9 protein-coding genes and 4 tRNA genes are annotated in these 14,989 nt (G+C 58.6%); 8 read left to right on the top strand and 5 right to left on the bottom strand.

The window, feature by feature from the left end:
* Positions 1-11: 11 nt before the first annotated feature.
* Both ABIE59_RS15575 and ABIE59_RS15570 read right to left on the bottom strand, forming a co-directional pair.
* Positions 12-1,793: a glycerophosphodiester phosphodiesterase family protein gene (locus ABIE59_RS15575; protein ID WP_354448365.1), complete on the bottom strand. Its 1,782-nt coding sequence runs from the start codon at positions 1,791-1,793 to the stop codon at positions 12-14.
* 25 nt (positions 1,794-1,818) lie between these two features.
* Positions 1,819-3,678, bottom strand: coding sequence for an LTA synthase family protein (locus ABIE59_RS15570; RefSeq protein WP_061330957.1), 1,860 nt, complete (start codon positions 3,676-3,678; stop codon positions 1,819-1,821).
* Positions 3,679-3,847: 169 nt separating this feature from the next.
* Here ABIE59_RS15570 and ABIE59_RS15565 point away from each other — a divergent pair, with 169 nt between their 5' ends.
* Entirely contained in the window at positions 3,848-6,178 is a 2,331-nt protein-coding gene (locus ABIE59_RS15565; protein WP_354448363.1) for a PQQ-dependent sugar dehydrogenase, read from the top strand.
* Between the two features lie 29 nt (positions 6,179-6,207).
* On the opposite strand, the gene ABIE59_RS15560 is transcribed toward ABIE59_RS15565, so the two are convergent.
* Together ABIE59_RS15560 and ABIE59_RS15555 are read right to left on the bottom strand one after the other, a co-directional pair.
* Complete coding sequence (locus ABIE59_RS15560) at positions 6,208-6,939, bottom strand: UDP-2,3-diacylglucosamine diphosphatase (RefSeq protein ID WP_354448361.1); 732 nt, start codon at positions 6,937-6,939, stop codon at positions 6,208-6,210.
* A complete protein-coding gene (locus ABIE59_RS15555) occupies positions 6,936-7,436 on the bottom strand; it encodes a peptidylprolyl isomerase (RefSeq protein ID WP_072677569.1) in 501 nt (166 codons plus the stop codon). The genes ABIE59_RS15560 and ABIE59_RS15555 overlap by 4 nt, the downstream gene beginning before the upstream one ends.
* 159 nt (positions 7,437-7,595) lie before the next feature.
* Here ABIE59_RS15555 and ABIE59_RS15550 point away from each other — a divergent pair, with 159 nt between their 5' ends.
* From ABIE59_RS15550 to ABIE59_RS15540, 3 genes are all read left to right on the top strand, one after another.
* Positions 7,596-9,275: a glutamine--tRNA ligase/YqeY domain fusion protein gene (locus tag ABIE59_RS15550; protein WP_354448359.1), complete on the top strand. Its 1,680-nt coding sequence runs from the start codon at positions 7,596-7,598 to the stop codon at positions 9,273-9,275.
* A complete protein-coding gene (gene cysS, locus ABIE59_RS15545; protein ID WP_354448357.1) occupies positions 9,275-10,660 on the top strand; it encodes a cysteine--tRNA ligase in 1,386 nt (461 codons plus the stop codon). Before ABIE59_RS15550 ends, cysS begins: the two co-directional genes overlap by 1 nt.
* A gap of 151 nt (positions 10,661-10,811) precedes the next feature.
* Entirely contained in the window at positions 10,812-12,992 is a 2,181-nt protein-coding gene (locus ABIE59_RS15540; protein WP_354448355.1) for a malate synthase G, read from the top strand.
* Between the two features lie 254 nt (positions 12,993-13,246).
* Here the strand turns inward: ABIE59_RS15540 and folD are convergent, their stop codons facing one another.
* Positions 13,247-14,101: a bifunctional methylenetetrahydrofolate dehydrogenase/methenyltetrahydrofolate cyclohydrolase FolD gene (folD, locus tag ABIE59_RS15535; RefSeq protein ID WP_354448353.1), complete on the bottom strand. Its 855-nt coding sequence runs from the start codon at positions 14,099-14,101 to the stop codon at positions 13,247-13,249.
* Positions 14,102-14,348: 247 nt separating this feature from the next.
* Between folD and ABIE59_RS15530 the strand changes: the two genes are divergently transcribed.
* The 4 genes from ABIE59_RS15530 to ABIE59_RS15515 all read left to right on the top strand — a co-directional run bounded on the left by ABIE59_RS15530 (position 14,349) and on the right by ABIE59_RS15515 (position 14,847).
* Positions 14,349-14,425 (top strand) — tRNA-Pro (locus ABIE59_RS15530).
* Positions 14,426-14,457: 32 nt separating this feature from the next.
* A tRNA-Arg gene (locus ABIE59_RS15525) sits at positions 14,458-14,534 on the top strand.
* An 84-nt stretch (positions 14,535-14,618) separates the two neighbouring features.
* Positions 14,619-14,694, top strand: a tRNA-His gene (locus tag ABIE59_RS15520).
* A 68-nt stretch (positions 14,695-14,762) separates the two neighbouring features.
* Positions 14,763-14,847, top strand: a tRNA-Leu gene (locus ABIE59_RS15515).
* Positions 14,848-14,989: the final 142 nt, after the last annotated feature.

Here is a 14,989-nt window from a genome sequence, read left to right as displayed (position 1 = left end):
CCTGCTGCGGTCTACCTCAGCCAGTTGCGGATCTGCATTGCCAGGCGCTCACCATCGCTGAGCGCCGCGCGCTCTGCCATCAGCTCAGCCAGCACATCCGGGCGGTCGGTAATGATATTATCAACGCCCATATCCAGAAAGCGTGCCATGTCGGACGGTTGATTGACAGTCCACACATGCAGCTCATTGCCCGCCTTGTGCGCCCTGGCGACCGCTGCCGGGGTGGCCCGGTTCAGGCGCAGCGCCAGAATGTCGTAACGATCCTGCCACAAGGGGCCTACCACGAACTGTGCCAGCAACGCGGTTTTCAGGCCCGGTTCCATTTGCTTTGCCAGTTCCAGGCTGGGCCAGTCAGCTGCTGCAATGATAGTGCCTTCCACGGCATTATTTTCTTGCAGGGTCTGGACAACGGCGGTTACCAGTGCCCGCTCGTTGCGGTTCGGTTTCAGGTCAACAAACAGTCGGGCCTGGCCACGGGTGGCCTTGACCGCTTGCTCCAGCGTTGCGATACGCTCATGGGCAAAGTGATCACCAAACCATGAGCCGGCATCCAGATGATGGATGTCGTCATACCGGACATCGCCAATCCGTTCCGGCTTTCCGAATATCCTCGCCATATCCTGGTCGTGCCAGAGCACTGGTACGCCGTCTGCGGTCAGTTGGACATCAATTTCAACGTAGTCGGCACCGTCCTCTACAGCTTGGTGTATGGCGCTGAGAGTATTTTCCGGAGCTTTGAAGGCGCTGCCACGGTGGGCCGTTATGGTCGCTTTGTCTTGCTGGTTCAGCGAGTTGACCACTTGAACGCTTTGGGTCAGTACCAGCGCGATGATCACGACCTCGAGCAGCCAAAGCCGGCGCCCGGTTTTTGCATCCTGTCGGTCCGGAGACGGCTGCTGCCATTGCAGCTTGCGCCCGGGTATTGCTTTGTAGCGGGCGACGATGAGGGTGCCCAGTGCCGAGCTGGCCAGGAAGGTAAGGGCAAGACTGACGAGAAGGTAGCTCCCCACCAACAGGATAACCACGGGCAAGAGGATACTGGCTTTCGCTGGCACAACCCTGAACACACTGGCCGCCAGCAAATCAAACACCAGCGTTACCACGGCCGGCATGGCCAGCACCGCGACAATAACAAGCGACAGGAGACCGACCGTTTCGCGATGAGCGCCGCGGGTGTCGCGGGCACTCTGTTGAAGGGCCGCCATCGGTGTTTGTTGGTCCAGCATCAGGGCCGGGATGGAAAGAATCCAGCGGAGAAACAGGGTGCCGTTGACCACCACAATGGCACCCAGCATGACCAGACAGAAGCCAAGGAACCACCAGAGAATCGGTGGGCGCTCAAGGTTTAGCAGGTAAGGGTCGAAGTTGTTGAGCAACAGATGTGCGGCGAAGCCCATGGCCGCCAGAAATGGCAAGGCAATCAACAAATGCGCCAGGGTTTGAATGATGGCCAGTAGAGCCAGTTGCGGCAAGCGCCGACCAATCCCCACCAAGGCACGGATGGCTGCCCTCGAGGTGTGATTGCCAGTCTGGGCGGCGATCAAAGTAACCCCGGCCAGTTGGAGGACGATCAGTACCGCTGCAAGTAACAGGGTTACCAGCAGCCAGAGCACGCCGCCCGGCGATGCCAGAAAGTCCAGCAGGCCACCGGTTGTGATGGCCGCGTCACCGGTGAGTGGCCTGAGCAGAGACACCGCGGCAGTAATCAGCGGTGTAAATACCGCGATGGATAAACCGGTGAAGGTCAGGTAGAGCGCAAGCAATGACCGATGATGGTGGCGGAACAGGGCCAAGCCTTGTCTTAGCAGGGGTAGCACGTTATTCGCCTTCCTGGGTCAGCAGTGTGGCTTTCTCCAGCAGTGCCAGGCGCTCATCGAAGGACAGGAAGGGTTCGTCTTCGGTTTGTTGCAGGCTTCCGAACAGTCTGTCTGGATCGAACGCCCAGTTGCTGCAGCGGGTAGTCAATTCGGTACAGGCGAGCAGGGTGCCGGATTCCCGGAGAAAGTACTTCATGCCGGTGTAGGTGTCGGCCAGCATCAGGTCGCGAGCAGGCTCCGTCGGCTCAGACAGCAGGCTTCGGCCAAGCATGTCCCCGGCCAGGTGGCCGTTGCCCGTAGCATCCAGAATGGTCATCGGGATGTCGAACTGGGCAACAATCCGGTTTTCCGGTGCGAATTCACTGAGGTCTGGCCGGCCCGGCGAGCGTATGGCCAGCACGCCGAGGTTGCTGTTCAGCGGCAAGGTCTCATGGTCGTCGCGAACAAAGCCGCCGGATTCATCGGATGTGACAATCACCAGAGTGTTGTCCAGCAGTCCTTCCTGCTCAAGCTGTGTCAGAAAGCGTTCTAGGGAGTTGGCCATGACCACCATGGCCTTTTTGCGAGCCATCTGGGTGGCAGGGAGCCCCGTTGTTTCTTCAGAAGGAGATTGGTTGGCCTGCTCGGCTTCCAGTTCCTGTTCGGCTTCTGGTCCGATGTTGAACGGATGGTGGGTGCCGACATTCAGGGTTGTGACAAACCAGGGGCCGCGTTGGCTATCCAGTTCACTCAGGCGTTCAGCAATGTCCGGGAAGAACGTCGGGTCTGGCGGTCCCCAGCCATCCTGTTCCTGCGCGTGACCAAATGCCTCTGCGCCGGTGACGTTCTCATAGCCCGCCCGGGGCATGAACTGATCTTTTTTCATGTATTCGATTGGCGCAGCTTGCCAGTAAGCGGTGGTGTAGCCCTGATCTTTCAGCTTCCCCGGAAGGCAGTCGGGATTGGCTTTGTCTTCCGCGACGGCCAACATCTTCTCCGATGGCCGGCGCAAGTCGGGGTAGCGCCCACACACCAGGGCAAAGGTGCCGCGATCCGTCTGCCGTTCCATGCTCAGCACGTTGTTGTAGACCCGGAAACCGAAGGCGTCGAACGTCGCCTCCAGAGTGTCGAGAGAGACGATGGGCTGAAGGTTGTGATATTGGCTGATTTTCGGCAGGTAGCCTCCGGACAGCCCCTCGATCATGATCAACAGAACATTGGGTGGCTCGGGATTCTGAAAGTTGCTGGTTTGTTGGTGGAAAAAGTTTGTTCGTCTGTCCAGTTGCTCACTGAGTTCAGTGGTTTCGTCACCGATAGCAGTGCCAACCGGATTGAGCAACGCACCTGGAACCTGGGCGACAGTGCTGGCCACCACATTATTGGCGGGTGTCGTCAGGCTCGGAAACGACAGAGTGTAGAGGCCGGTGACCAGAACGGCGGAACTGATAAGCAGGACTGGCGCACGCTCTGAAGTGGGCACCCATTTTCGATGCAGCCAGTGCAACAGCCAGGCCAGCACGAGGTAGCCCGGGAGGGTTATCAGATAGATGTTGAGCAGGCTGCCGGTAATGAACGTACTGTCCATACCCTTGCCGGCGAAGGCCAGTTGGAAAAGCGTGCCATGGGCTGTCAGGTGCATGCCGGCCACATAGAGTGCGACGCCCAGGGCGGTGATCAACAGGGCGCGGACAACGCCAACCGATAGATGCAGGAATACGGCCAGCAAAAAAGCCCCGGCAACGTCGCCGCCCAGGGTACCGGGCAGGCTCGGGAGTACCCCGCTTTGAATGATCAGCAGGCCGCGAATCACTGCCAGCCAGATCCAGGCAAGGAAGAAGGTGCGTATGAAACAGGCTGCAAGAGAAGCCCGGTTCCCTGTCATAGGGTTCACTCGTGTCAGTTGCGTTATATGAACAGTATGAGGCAAGAGGCTTGTGCTTCAACCGCTGGAGCTTGCTAAGGTAACGGATCAGATGGCCGGGAAGTTTCTGAAAATTCCTTCGTTATCAGAGCCTTTGTCAGAAAATCATCACTACGGGAAGCGCAGGGGAATGAAAAAAAGTGTCCAAATCGTAATTGCGGGAGCCATCGCGGTGGTGTGCGGCGCGTTTCTCGGCAGTCTGGTGCAGACTCAGTTCAACCTGTCGGCGTTGTCGGCCCTTGGGGCCTCGTTCAGCCTGGTGGATCGCCTCGTTGTCATGGGGCAGGACCTGGTTGGGTTCGCGCCTGTCTATGGGGTGCTGCTGGCCGCTGCATTGGTTCCGGGCTTCCTGGTAACTGCGGGATTGCTCCGGTTGTTGGGCTGGCCCTACCGGGATTTCTGGTATGCCCTTGGTGGAGCTCTTGCGTTGTGGGCAACGCTGGCCCTGGTTGATGTGTTGGCGCCCATGCCGACACTGATCGCAGCAACCCGAACCCTGCCCGGGCTGTTGGCGATGCTGGGGACCGCAGCAGTAGCGGGATGGGTGTTTGCGCAACTGACGGGCAAGATGACCATGACCGTGGCCCGTCATGGTCTGATAGCACCTTTCTTGGTATTGGCCGGCGTGGGCGCTCCGGAGCCGACATTGGCCCAGGAAGCGGCCGATTATCGGATAGACGTGGTCGCTGAAGGGCTTGATCACCCGTGGTCGTTGGCATTCATGCCAGGGGGTGATTTTCTGGTGACCGAGCGCGCTGGAGAACTGAAAAAAGTATCGCCGGATGGGCATCAGGTGCAGGTGTCGGGTGTCCCGGACGTATTCGTCTCCGGCCAGGCCGGATTGTTTGATGTGCTACTCGAGCCCGGCTTTGATGGCAGGGCGGGGGATGATCGACGTCGTGGTGTGTTCCTCGCCTATGCCTGTGGCACGGTTCGGGAAAATCATCTGTGCGTCGCCCGTGGCCAGCTTGTCGGAAGCGAACTGATGCAAGTGCGGGAAATCTTCAGGGCCAGGCCGGGTAAATATGGTGATGCCCATTACGGTGGGCGCATGGCCTGGCTGGCCGACGGCACCTTGCTGGTAACCCTGGGGGATGGCTTCGATTTTCGGGAGGAAGCACAGAAACTGTCCAGCCATCTGGGCACCATCGTGCGACTGAATCCGGACGGTTCCATTCCGGCGGATAATCCGTTCGTACAGGTGGATGGCGCTCTGCCGGAGATCTTCAGCCTGGGGCATCGAAATGTTCAGGGGCTGGTCTACGATGCCGGTAATGACCGGGTCATCGCTCACGAACACGGCCCCCGTGGCGGTGACGAGATCAACCTGATCCAGGCCGGGCGCAATTACGGCTGGCCGTTGGCCACCGATGGCCGTGACTATACCGGTGCCATGGTAACGCCATTCAAACGATACGAGGGTACCGAGCAACCCCTGTGGTCATGGACGCCGTCCATCGCACCATCGGGCCTGGCATTGTATGACGGCCATCAGTTCCCCCACTGGCAGGGCAACCTGTTTGTTGGCGCCCTGGCCAACAAGAGCGTGCACCGGGTGGTGCTCAGCGAGGGCCGGGTTGTGGAAACCGAACGCCTGTTTTCCGAGCTTGGAGAGCGCATCCGCGATGTGCGGCAAGGCCCGGACGGCGCACTGTATCTCTTGACCGACTCAGCCGATGGACGGTTGCTGCGCATGTCTGGCCAGGTGCCGGAGCAGGCACAGGCCATGACGTTGACGGCCGAAGAGCTGGCCTGGGTTGGTGAGCAGATTTTCCGAAACGAATGTGCCGGGCGGCATGAATGCCTGGTGCACTGGAATGAGGGCGAAGCGTTTCCTTCGTTGGGGATTGGCCACTTTATCTGGTATCCGGAGGGCGAAAGCGGACGCTTTACCGAGAGCTTCCCGGCACTTCTGGATTTTATGGTTGATCGCGGTGTGCAGCTTCCCGGCTGGCTGGAAGACGCCCGCACCCAGGGCGCGCCTTGGCCAGACCGTGTCAGTTTTCTCAGTCGTTCGAGTGAAACCGATGAGGTAAAGGCGCTGCGGGTACTCCTGTACGAAACCCGCGGGCATCAGGTGCGCTTTATCCAGGATCGCGCCGTCCGCTCCCTGGAGACGGTGGTTAATGCCGCGCCAGAGGCGCAGCGGCCGGTTATTCGGGAGCGTTTGTGGCAGCTTGGGCAAACGCCCGGTGGTGTCTACGCGTTGATGGACTACGTCAACTTCAAGGGCGAAGGACTTTCAGAAACGGAGCGCTATGAGGGCGAAGGTTGGGGGTTGTTGCAGGTCTTGCAGGCTATGGATACGAGCCCGGGGCTTCGCCCGCTGGATCGCTTTCGGGAGGCTGCGGGCCGGGTGCTTACCCGGCGCGCGGAGCTTGCAGAGCAGGCCATTGAGCGGGAACGCTGGTTGCCGGGTTGGCTGCGCCGCCTGGAAACCTATCGGGAGCCCGCCGGGTAAGGCTTGAGCAAGGGGCTAAAGCTGCGGCGTCATGGCTGCAGGGGCTGTTTTTTCAGCTCGGCTTCCTTGCCCGGCTGCACTTCCAACCACCAAAGGTGGCTGTGCCAGTCACCGAGCACAATACGGCGTGCCGGTTTGCCGTTGGCTTCCAGTTGGTGCACGGCCGGGCGATGGGTGTGGCCGTGAATCATCAACTGCACGCCGTGAGCTTCGAGCTCCTTGACCACTTCCTCCGGCGTCACATCCATGATGTCTTCCGCCTTGCCCTGGTTCTTGGCCATCGACAGCGCCCGTAATTGCTTTGCCATTTGCTGGCGGTCCTCCAGGGGGCGGGCCAGCATCATTTTCTGCATCTGCGGGTTGCGCATGTTGGCGCGGAATTTCTGGTATTCCACATCGGCAGTGCACAGGCTGTCGCCGTGCAGCAGCAGTGCAGGGGTACCATAAAGATCGATCACGGTCGGGTCGTCCAGCAGTGTGGCGCCTGCCCGGTCGCAGAAGTCTTCGCCGATCAGGAAGTCCCGGTTACCATGCATCAGGAAGATGCGGGTGCCGCGGTCATTGAGTTCTTTCAGGGCGCCGGCAATCTGTTCCTGAAGCGGTGTGCGCTCGTCGTCGCCAATCCAGGCTTCAAAAAAGTCGCCCAGAATGTAGAGCTGTTCAACGCCCATGGCCTTTTCGCGCAGGAACGCGAGGAACGCGTCCGTAATATCCGGACGCGATTCCTCAAGGTGCAGATCCGAGATAAACAGCGTGGTCACGCGTCCTCCAGAACCTCGGCCTTTTCAATGATGACGTCCTCAAACGGAACGTCCTGATGGCCAGCGCGCATGGTCGTGCGTACGGCGCGAATGTTGTTCACGGTCTCCATGCCGTCAACCACCTTGCCGAACACGCAGTAGCCCCAGCCCTCGGCATTTTTGGCGGTGTGGTCGAGGAAGCCGTTGTTCTCCACGTTGATGAAGAACTGGGCAGTGGCTGAGTGTGGGTCCATGGTGCGGGCCATGGCAATGGTGCCGACCATGTTGCTCAGGCCGTTGTCGGCTTCGTTCTGGATGGGCTCACGGGTTTTGCGCGGGGTCATACCCGGCTCAAAGCCACCGCCCTGAACCATGAAGTTGCTGATAACACGGTGAAAAATCAGACCATCGTAGAAACCGTCTCGAACATACTGTTCAAAGTTCTTTGCGGTTTCCGGGGCTTTTTCGTAGTCCAGTTCCAGTTTGATATCACCGTGGTTGGTTTGCAGCAGAATCATCAGGTCGTCCTGTTAAAGGGGGTTGTGGGTCTGAAGGTTGCATTGTACTCAAGAGTTTCGTCCTGTGCATGAGTCCGGCAACGATTTGTGAGTATAATAGGCGGTTTAAGGGAGCCTGCACCATGCTCCCAGGATCCATTCCCTGTTGACAGAGATTGTATGAGCGCCGAGTCGAAGAAAGCCCACAATTTTATTCAGAGCCTGATCGAAGACGCCATCGCCAAGGGTGAGCACACCGGCAAGGTCGTTACCCGCTTTCCGCCGGAGCCCAACGGCTATTTGCATGTTGGTCACGCCAAGTCGATCTGTTTGAACTTTGGTATCGCGCAAACCTTTGCGGGCGAGTGCAACCTTCGGTTTGACGACACCAACCCGGAAAAGGAAAGCCAGGAATACATCGACGCCATCAAGCAGGATGTCGAGTGGTTGGGTTACGAGTGGGCGGACGACGTACGTTACGCCTCAGATTACTTTGACCAGCTGTACGCCTTTGCCGAGGAGTTGGTCGAAAAAGGCAAGGCCTATGTGTGTGCACTGAATGCTGAGCAGATGGCTGAATACCGTGGTTCCCTGAAGGAGCCCGGCAAGAACAGCCCATACCGGGACCGCCCGGTGGAAGAAAGCCTGCAGTTGTTCCGTGACATGCGCGACGGTAAGTTCCAGAACGGCGAGTTGGTGTTGCGGGCCAAGATCGATATGGCCTCCCCGAACATCAACCTGCGGGACCCGATTCTTTACCGCATTCGCTACTCCGACCATCACCAGACCGGAAGCAAGTGGTGCATCTACCCGATGTACGACTTCACCCACCCGATTTCTGATGCCTTGGAGGGGGTTACTCACTCCCTGTGTACGCTCGAATTCGAAGACCACCGGCCCCTGTATGACTGGGTGCTGGATAACATCACCGTTCCGTGCCATCCGCGCCAGATTGAGTTTGCGCGGCTGAACCTGAATTACACCATCACCAGCAAACGCAAGCTGAAGCGCCTGGTGGACGAGCATGTGGTAGACGGATGGAACGATCCGCGCATGCCGACCATTTCCGGCATGCGCCGCCGTGGTTACACACCGGAATCCATTCGCAGCTTCTGCGACATGATCGGTGTTAACAAAGCTGGTGGTACCGTGGATGTGGGCATGCTGGAGTATGCCATCCGGGAAGACCTGAACGACCGTGCACCCCGCGCCATGTGCGTCATGCGCCCGCTAAAAGTGACTCTCACCAACTACCCGGCTGATCAGACCGAAACCCTGACCTTGCCAGTGCACCCTCAGAAGCCGGAGATGGGCGAGCGGGACGTCACCTGGAGTCACACCCTGTACATCGACCGGGAAGACTTCGAGGTGGAGCCTCCGCGTAAGTGGAAACGGCTGGCGCCGGAGCAGGCGGTGCGTCTGCGCGGCGGTTACGTGATGACCTGTAAAGAGGTGGTGCGCGATGCCAGCGGTGAGATCGTGGAACTCAAATGCGAGTACGACCCGAACACCTTGGGTGTGAACCCGGAAGGTTACAAGCCCAACGGCGTGATTCACTGGGTATCGGCCAGTGACAGCGTCGAGACCGACATCAACCTGTATGACCGTCTGTTCAACCACGAGAATCCGGACAGCGACAAGGAAGGCGACTTCCTGGATCACCTGAACCCGGAGTCTCTGGTGGTGCTGAAGGGGGCGCGGGTTGAGAAAAGTCTGGCCGAGCCAAGGACCGATTTGCCGTATCAGTTCGAGCGCGAGGGCTATTTCTTCTGTGATCAGGAGCTGACTGCCAAGGCCGGCAAGCCGGTGTTCAACCGGACCGTTACACTTCGGGATTCCTGGGGCAAGGGAGGCAAGTAATGCGTATCTACAATACGCTGACGCAGCAGAAGGAAGCGTTCAAGACCATCGAGCCGGGCAAGGTACGCATGTACGTGTGTGGCATGACGGTCTACGATTACTGCCACCTGGGCCACGCTCGGGTCTTGGTGGCCTTCGATGTGGTTACCCGTTACCTGCGCCACCGTGGCTATGACGTGACTTATGTGCGCAATGTCACCGACATCGACGACAAGATCCTGCGCCGGGCGGATGAAAACGGCGAGGTCTACACCGACCTGACCGATCGCATGATTCACGCCATGCACGAAGATGAAGCACGCCTGGGCGTGCTGGCTCCGAGCGATGAGCCGCGGGCTACCGCCTACATTGATGACATCATTGCGATGATCCAGACGCTGATTGCGGGCAACCATGCCTACGCGGCTGATAACGGTGACGTGTATTTCGCGGTGGATTCCTTCCCGGACTACGGCAAGCTGAGCAAGAAAAAACTCGAAGACCTGGTTGCCGGTGCCCGGGTGGATGTGCAGGAAGCCAAGCGCAGCCCTGCGGATTTTGCCTTGTGGAAGGCCGCCAGGCCTGGCGAAGTCAGCTGGCAGTCTCCCTGGGGCGATGGCCGGCCGGGCTGGCACATCGAGTGCTCGGCCATGTCCACCAAGTGCCTGGGCGACACCTTCGACATTCACGGTGGTGGGCCGGACCTGCTGTTCCCGCACCACGAGAACGAAATTGCCCAGTCGGAATGTGCCACCGGCCACAAGTTTGTTCATACCTGGATGCACGCCGGCGCCATTCGGGTGAACAAAGAGAAGATGTCCAAGTCTCTGGGCAACTTCTTTACCATCCGGGAAATCCTGGAAAAGTATCCGGCGGAAGTGGTGCGCTACTTCCTGGTCTCCAGCCATTACCGTAGCCAGGTAGACTATTCCGAGGAAAGCCTTGCTGAGGCAGGGCGCACACTGACCAAGCTGTATCACGCCCTGCGTGGCATTACTCCGGCCAAGGATAGTGATGTGCCGGAAACCGACCACGATCGCCGGTTCGCCGAAGTGATGGACGACGATTTCAATACCGCCGGTGCAATCGCGGTTTTGCATGCCGTGGCCAACGACATCAATCATCACCGCCGTGAAGGCGATGACGAGCAGGCCAAACGCAGCGCAGCCATACTGGTTCGTCTGGGTGGCGTGCTGGGGCTGCTTCAGCAAGACCCGGAAGCTTTCTTTCAGGCCGATACCGGTAGTGAGCTGACGGCTGAAGATATTGAGGCCATGATTCAGGCCCGCGCCGATGCCCGCAAAGCGAAAGATTTTGCTGGGGCCGATCGTATCCGGGATGAGCTTCTCGAAAAGGGTATTATTCTGGACGACAGTCGCGAAGGCACCACCTGGCGCCGGGCCTGACTCGCACCATTACACCTAAAGCCGCATTGTGCTGTATGGGAATGACCTTGTAGGGAATTTCACGTACAATGCTGCGCTCAAATCAGAATGCCCCGCGCCCGTGGCGCTAGAAGGGGAGTCGGGAACTACAAACCCATTGAGGCAAGCAACGATGACAGAACGCGTTCAAGTTGGCGGCATCCAGATCGCCAAGAATCTGTACGATTTCGTAAATAACGAAGCGATCCCGGGCACCGGTGTTGACGCTGACAAATTCTGGGCCGAGTTTGACAAGATTGTGAACGAACTGGCTCCGCGCAACCGCGAATTGCTGGCCAAGCGTGATGCCCTTCAGGAAAAGATGGATGCCTGGAACCGTGACCACAAGGGCCAGAAGCTGGACATGGCCGAGTACAAGGCGTTCCTGAAAGAGATCGGTTACCTGGTCGATGAGCCCGCCGATTTCAAAATCTCTACTGCCAATGTAGATCCGGAAATCGCCACCATGGCCGGCCCGCAGCTGGTTGTGCCGGTGATGAATGCCCGTTTCGCCCTGAACGCTGCCAATGCGCGCTGGGGTAGCCTGTACGATGCCCTCTACGGCACCGATGCTATTTCTGAGGAAGATGGTGCTGAGAAAGGCCGCGGTTACAACCCGGTTCGTGGTGCCAAGGTTATCGAGTGGGCCCGTAATCTGCTGGATGGCTCTGCGCCCCTGGCGGCCGGCAGCCACAAGGATGCCGCCAAATACTACATCGACGGCGGCAAGCTGGCGGTGAAACTGCAGAATGGTGAAGTCACCGGCCTGAAAGACGAGTCCGGCTTTGTTGGTTACACCGGTGCTGCTGATGCCCCCACTGGCGTTCTGCTGGTGAAGAATGGCATGCACTTCGAAATCCAGATCGATGCCAGCCATCCGATCGGCAAAGACGACGGTGCCAACGTCAAAGACGTACTGATGGAATCGGCCCTGACCACCATCATGGACTGTGAAGACTCCGTTGCGGCGGTAGACGCAGACGACAAGGTAGTAGCCTACAAGAACTGGCTCGGCCTGATGAAAGGTGACCTGGAAGAGTCCTTCGAGAAGGGCGGCCAGATGATGACTCGCCGCATGAACGGCGACCGCACCTACACCGGTGCTGATGGCAGCGAGCTGACCCTGAAGGGCCGTAGCCTGCTGTTCGTTCGTAACGTTGGCCACCTGATGACCAACCCGGCCATCCTGCTGAAAGACGGCAGCGAAATTCCGGAAGGCCTGATGGACGGCCTGGTCACTTCCCTGATCGCCATTCACGATCTGAAGGCTGATGGCAAGTTCCAGAACAGCACCAAGGGCTCTGTTTACATTGTTAAGCCCAAGCAGCACGGTCCGGAAGAGGTGGCGTTCACCAACGAATTCTTCGGCCGCGTTGAAGATGCTCTCGGCCTGCCACGCTTTACCCTGAAAGTGGGCATCATGGACGAAGAGCGTCGCACTACGGTGAACCTGAAAGCCTGTATCCACGCTGCCAAAGATCGCACCGTGTTCATCAACACCGGCTTCCTGGACCGCACCGGCGACGAGATTCACACCTCCATGGAGCTGGGTCCGTTCATCCGTAAGGGCCCGATGAAGCTGGCTACCTGGATCAACGCCTACGAGCAGTGGAACGTCGACATTGGCCTGGAAGCAGGTCTGTCTGGTGTTGCCCAGATCGGTAAAGGCATGTGGGCCATGCCTGATCTGATGGCCGGCATGCTGGAAGCCAAGATCGGCCATCCGAAGTCTGGCGCCAACACCGCCTGGGTTCCGTCGCCGACGGCCGCTACCCTGCATGCTACCCACTATCACCAGGTGAACGTGTTTGATGTGCAGAAAGAGCTGGCCAACCGTCAGCGTGCATCTCTGGATGACATCCTGACGGTTCCGGTGATGGACGATCCGTCTTCACTGAGCGCCGAAGACATCCAGCAGGAACTGGACAACAATGCCCAGGGTATCCTTGGCTACGTTGTGCGCTGGATCGACCAAGGTGTGGGTTGCTCCAAGGTGCCGGATATCAACGACGTCGGCCTGATGGAAGACCGCGCGACCCTGCGTATCTCTTCCCAGCTGCTGTGCAACTGGCTGTACCACGGTATCTGCTCTGAAGAGCAGATCATGGAAACCATGAAGCGTATGGCTGCCGTAGTAGACAAGCAGAATGCCGGTGATGCCGCGTATCGCAACATGGCCCCGAACTTCGATGACAGCATCGCCTTCCAGGCAGCTGTGGATCTGGTTCTGAAAGGTCGTGAACAGCCGGCTGGTTACACTGAGCCGCTTCTGCACGCGTATCGCCAGAAGGCCAAGGCCAAGTACGGGCAGTAATCTGCTCCGTGTTCAAAAAAACCCGCTTCGGCGGGTTTTTTTTGGTCAGGGGTCTGTCTCCTGGGGTCTGTCCCCGAACGGGGACTGACCCATTTTGGACCCATGGGCTCGAGCTTCGGGGCGGGGACGGGCAAAGGTGGGTCAGTCCCCTTTGGGGACAGACCCTGGCCCATGGGTTCTAGCTTGAGGGCAAGGACGGGCAAAGGTGGGTCAGTCCCCGTTCGGGGACAGACCCTTACAGGCCCGACAGACAGCTAGCGGTGAAGCACATCCGCCGCGTAAAGGGTGTTCTCCAGCAGGGTTGCGATGGTCATGGGGCCTACGCCGCCGGGTACCGGGGTGATGTAAGCTGCGCGCTCGGCGGCTGCGGCGAAGTCTACGTCGCCGCAGAGTTTGCCGTCGTCCATGCGGTTGATGCCGACATCAATCACCGTGGCGCCGGGTTTTACCCACTCGCCTTTGATAATGCCGGGCTTGCCGACGGCGGCAATCAGGATATCCGCCTCGCCCACAAACTTCTCCAGATTGCCGGTGAACCGGTGGCATACAGTAGTGGTGGCGCCTTTCAGCAGCAGTTCCATGCTCATGGGGCGCCCCACGATGTTAGAGGCGCCTACAATCACCGCGTGCTGGCCTTTGTAGGGTGTGCCTATGGAGTCGAGCAGGGTGATCACGCCGGCCGGCGTACAAGGGCGCAGGCAGGGTTTGCGCTGCATCAGGCGGCCGATGTTGTAGGGGTGAAACCCGTCCACGTCTTTATCCGGGCGAATCTTTACCAGAATCGGGTCGGCGTCCAGGTGTGAGGGCAGGGGGAGCTGAACCAGGATGCCATCCACGGCGGGGTTTTCGTTCAACTCATCAATCAGTCCTTCCAGAGCTTCCTGAGAGGTGTCTTCCGGCAGGTCATAGGACAGCGACAGAATGCCCGCTTCATCACAGGCTTTGCGTTTATTGCCTACATACACGTGGGAGGCGGGATCGTTGCCCACCAGAACCACTGCCAGGCCGGGTGCTCGCAGCCCTTTGTCTTTCCGGGTCTGTACGCCTGCAGCAACCTGTTGTCGAACCTTGGCAGCGATCTCTTTTCCGTTAATCAGTTTGGCGCTCATGTTTCCGTCTTGTCGGTTGGGCATGAATAGTGAAGAAGTGAAGGGCGGGCATTGTCTCATGCTTCGGCATCTACGCCAATGCGCTGAACAGGGACTCAGGCAAAGCTCCTTGGGGAACTTTTTGTGCCCGCCCAGGTCTTCTTAGGCAACGTTATCTCTATGATTTTTGAAATCGTTGTTGACGTATGCCTCAGCCGCCGGTAATATGCGCGCCAACTTTGCTGAGGCACTTGTTGTTCAGTCGAAACGGGGTATAGCGCAGTCTGGTAGCGCGCCTGCTTTGGGAGCAGGATGTCGGGAGTTCGAATCTCTCTACCCCGACCATTTTCTGGATATTCAGGTGGGCGAACGGTCAAGCGCCCGTAGCTCAGCTGGATAGAGCATCCGCCTTCTAAGCGGATGGTCGCAGGTTCGAGTCCTGCCGGGCGCGCCATCAAGCCGTGAGTCCGGACCGGATCGCCAAACCAGCAAAGTTAAAGCAAGCAGTAGTGAGTGCCAAAGGCACCTCCCTGATGTGGTGGACGTAGCTCAGTTGGTAGAGCTCAGGATTGTGACTCCTGCGGTCGAGGGTTCGAACCCCTTCGTCCACCCCACTTTTCCCCTTGTTTGTTTTTCTGCCTGTCTGTACGGCGTTTGGTCGTTTCGGTACAGTGCCAGATACGCGAGAGTGGCGGAATTGGTAGACGCACTGGATTTAGGTTCCAGCGGGGCAACCCGTGAGAGTTCGAGTCTCTCCTCTCGCACCACCCTTTCTTTTTTCAGTAATGCCCCCACTTTTGTCTATGTCGGTTGTGGCGCTGGTCTCAAAGCGATATTCAGCCTTACCGGGTGATTCTCTCGGTGGGGTAAACCGTGATAAACTACCGGCTTTTAATTTTGCGTCCCTTT

Source organism: Marinobacter sp. MBR-99 (assembly GCF_040547575.1).
GTDB lineage: Bacteria > Pseudomonadota > Gammaproteobacteria > Pseudomonadales > Oleiphilaceae > Marinobacter.
This window is presented reverse-complemented; position numbering and strand designations above follow the sequence as displayed.

Coding starts and splice junctions, on each gene's coding strand:
- ABIE59_RS15570 (WP_061330957.1), bottom strand. CDS start 3,678: ATGACAGGGAACCGGGCTTCTCTTGCAGCCTGTTTCATACGCACCTTC.
- ABIE59_RS15565 (WP_354448363.1), top strand. CDS start 3,848: ATGAAAAAAAGTGTCCAAATCGTAATTGCGGGAGCCATCGCGGTGGTG.
- ABIE59_RS15555 (WP_072677569.1), bottom strand. CDS start 7,436: ATGATTCTGCTGCAAACCAACCACGGTGATATCAAACTGGAACTGGAC.
- ABIE59_RS15550 (WP_354448359.1), top strand. CDS start 7,596: ATGAGCGCCGAGTCGAAGAAAGCCCACAATTTTATTCAGAGCCTGATC.
- cysS (WP_354448357.1), top strand. CDS start 9,275: ATGCGTATCTACAATACGCTGACGCAGCAGAAGGAAGCGTTCAAGACC.
- ABIE59_RS15540 (WP_354448355.1), top strand. CDS start 10,812: ATGACAGAACGCGTTCAAGTTGGCGGCATCCAGATCGCCAAGAATCTG.
- folD (WP_354448353.1), bottom strand. CDS start 14,101: ATGAGCGCCAAACTGATTAACGGAAAAGAGATCGCTGCCAAGGTTCGA.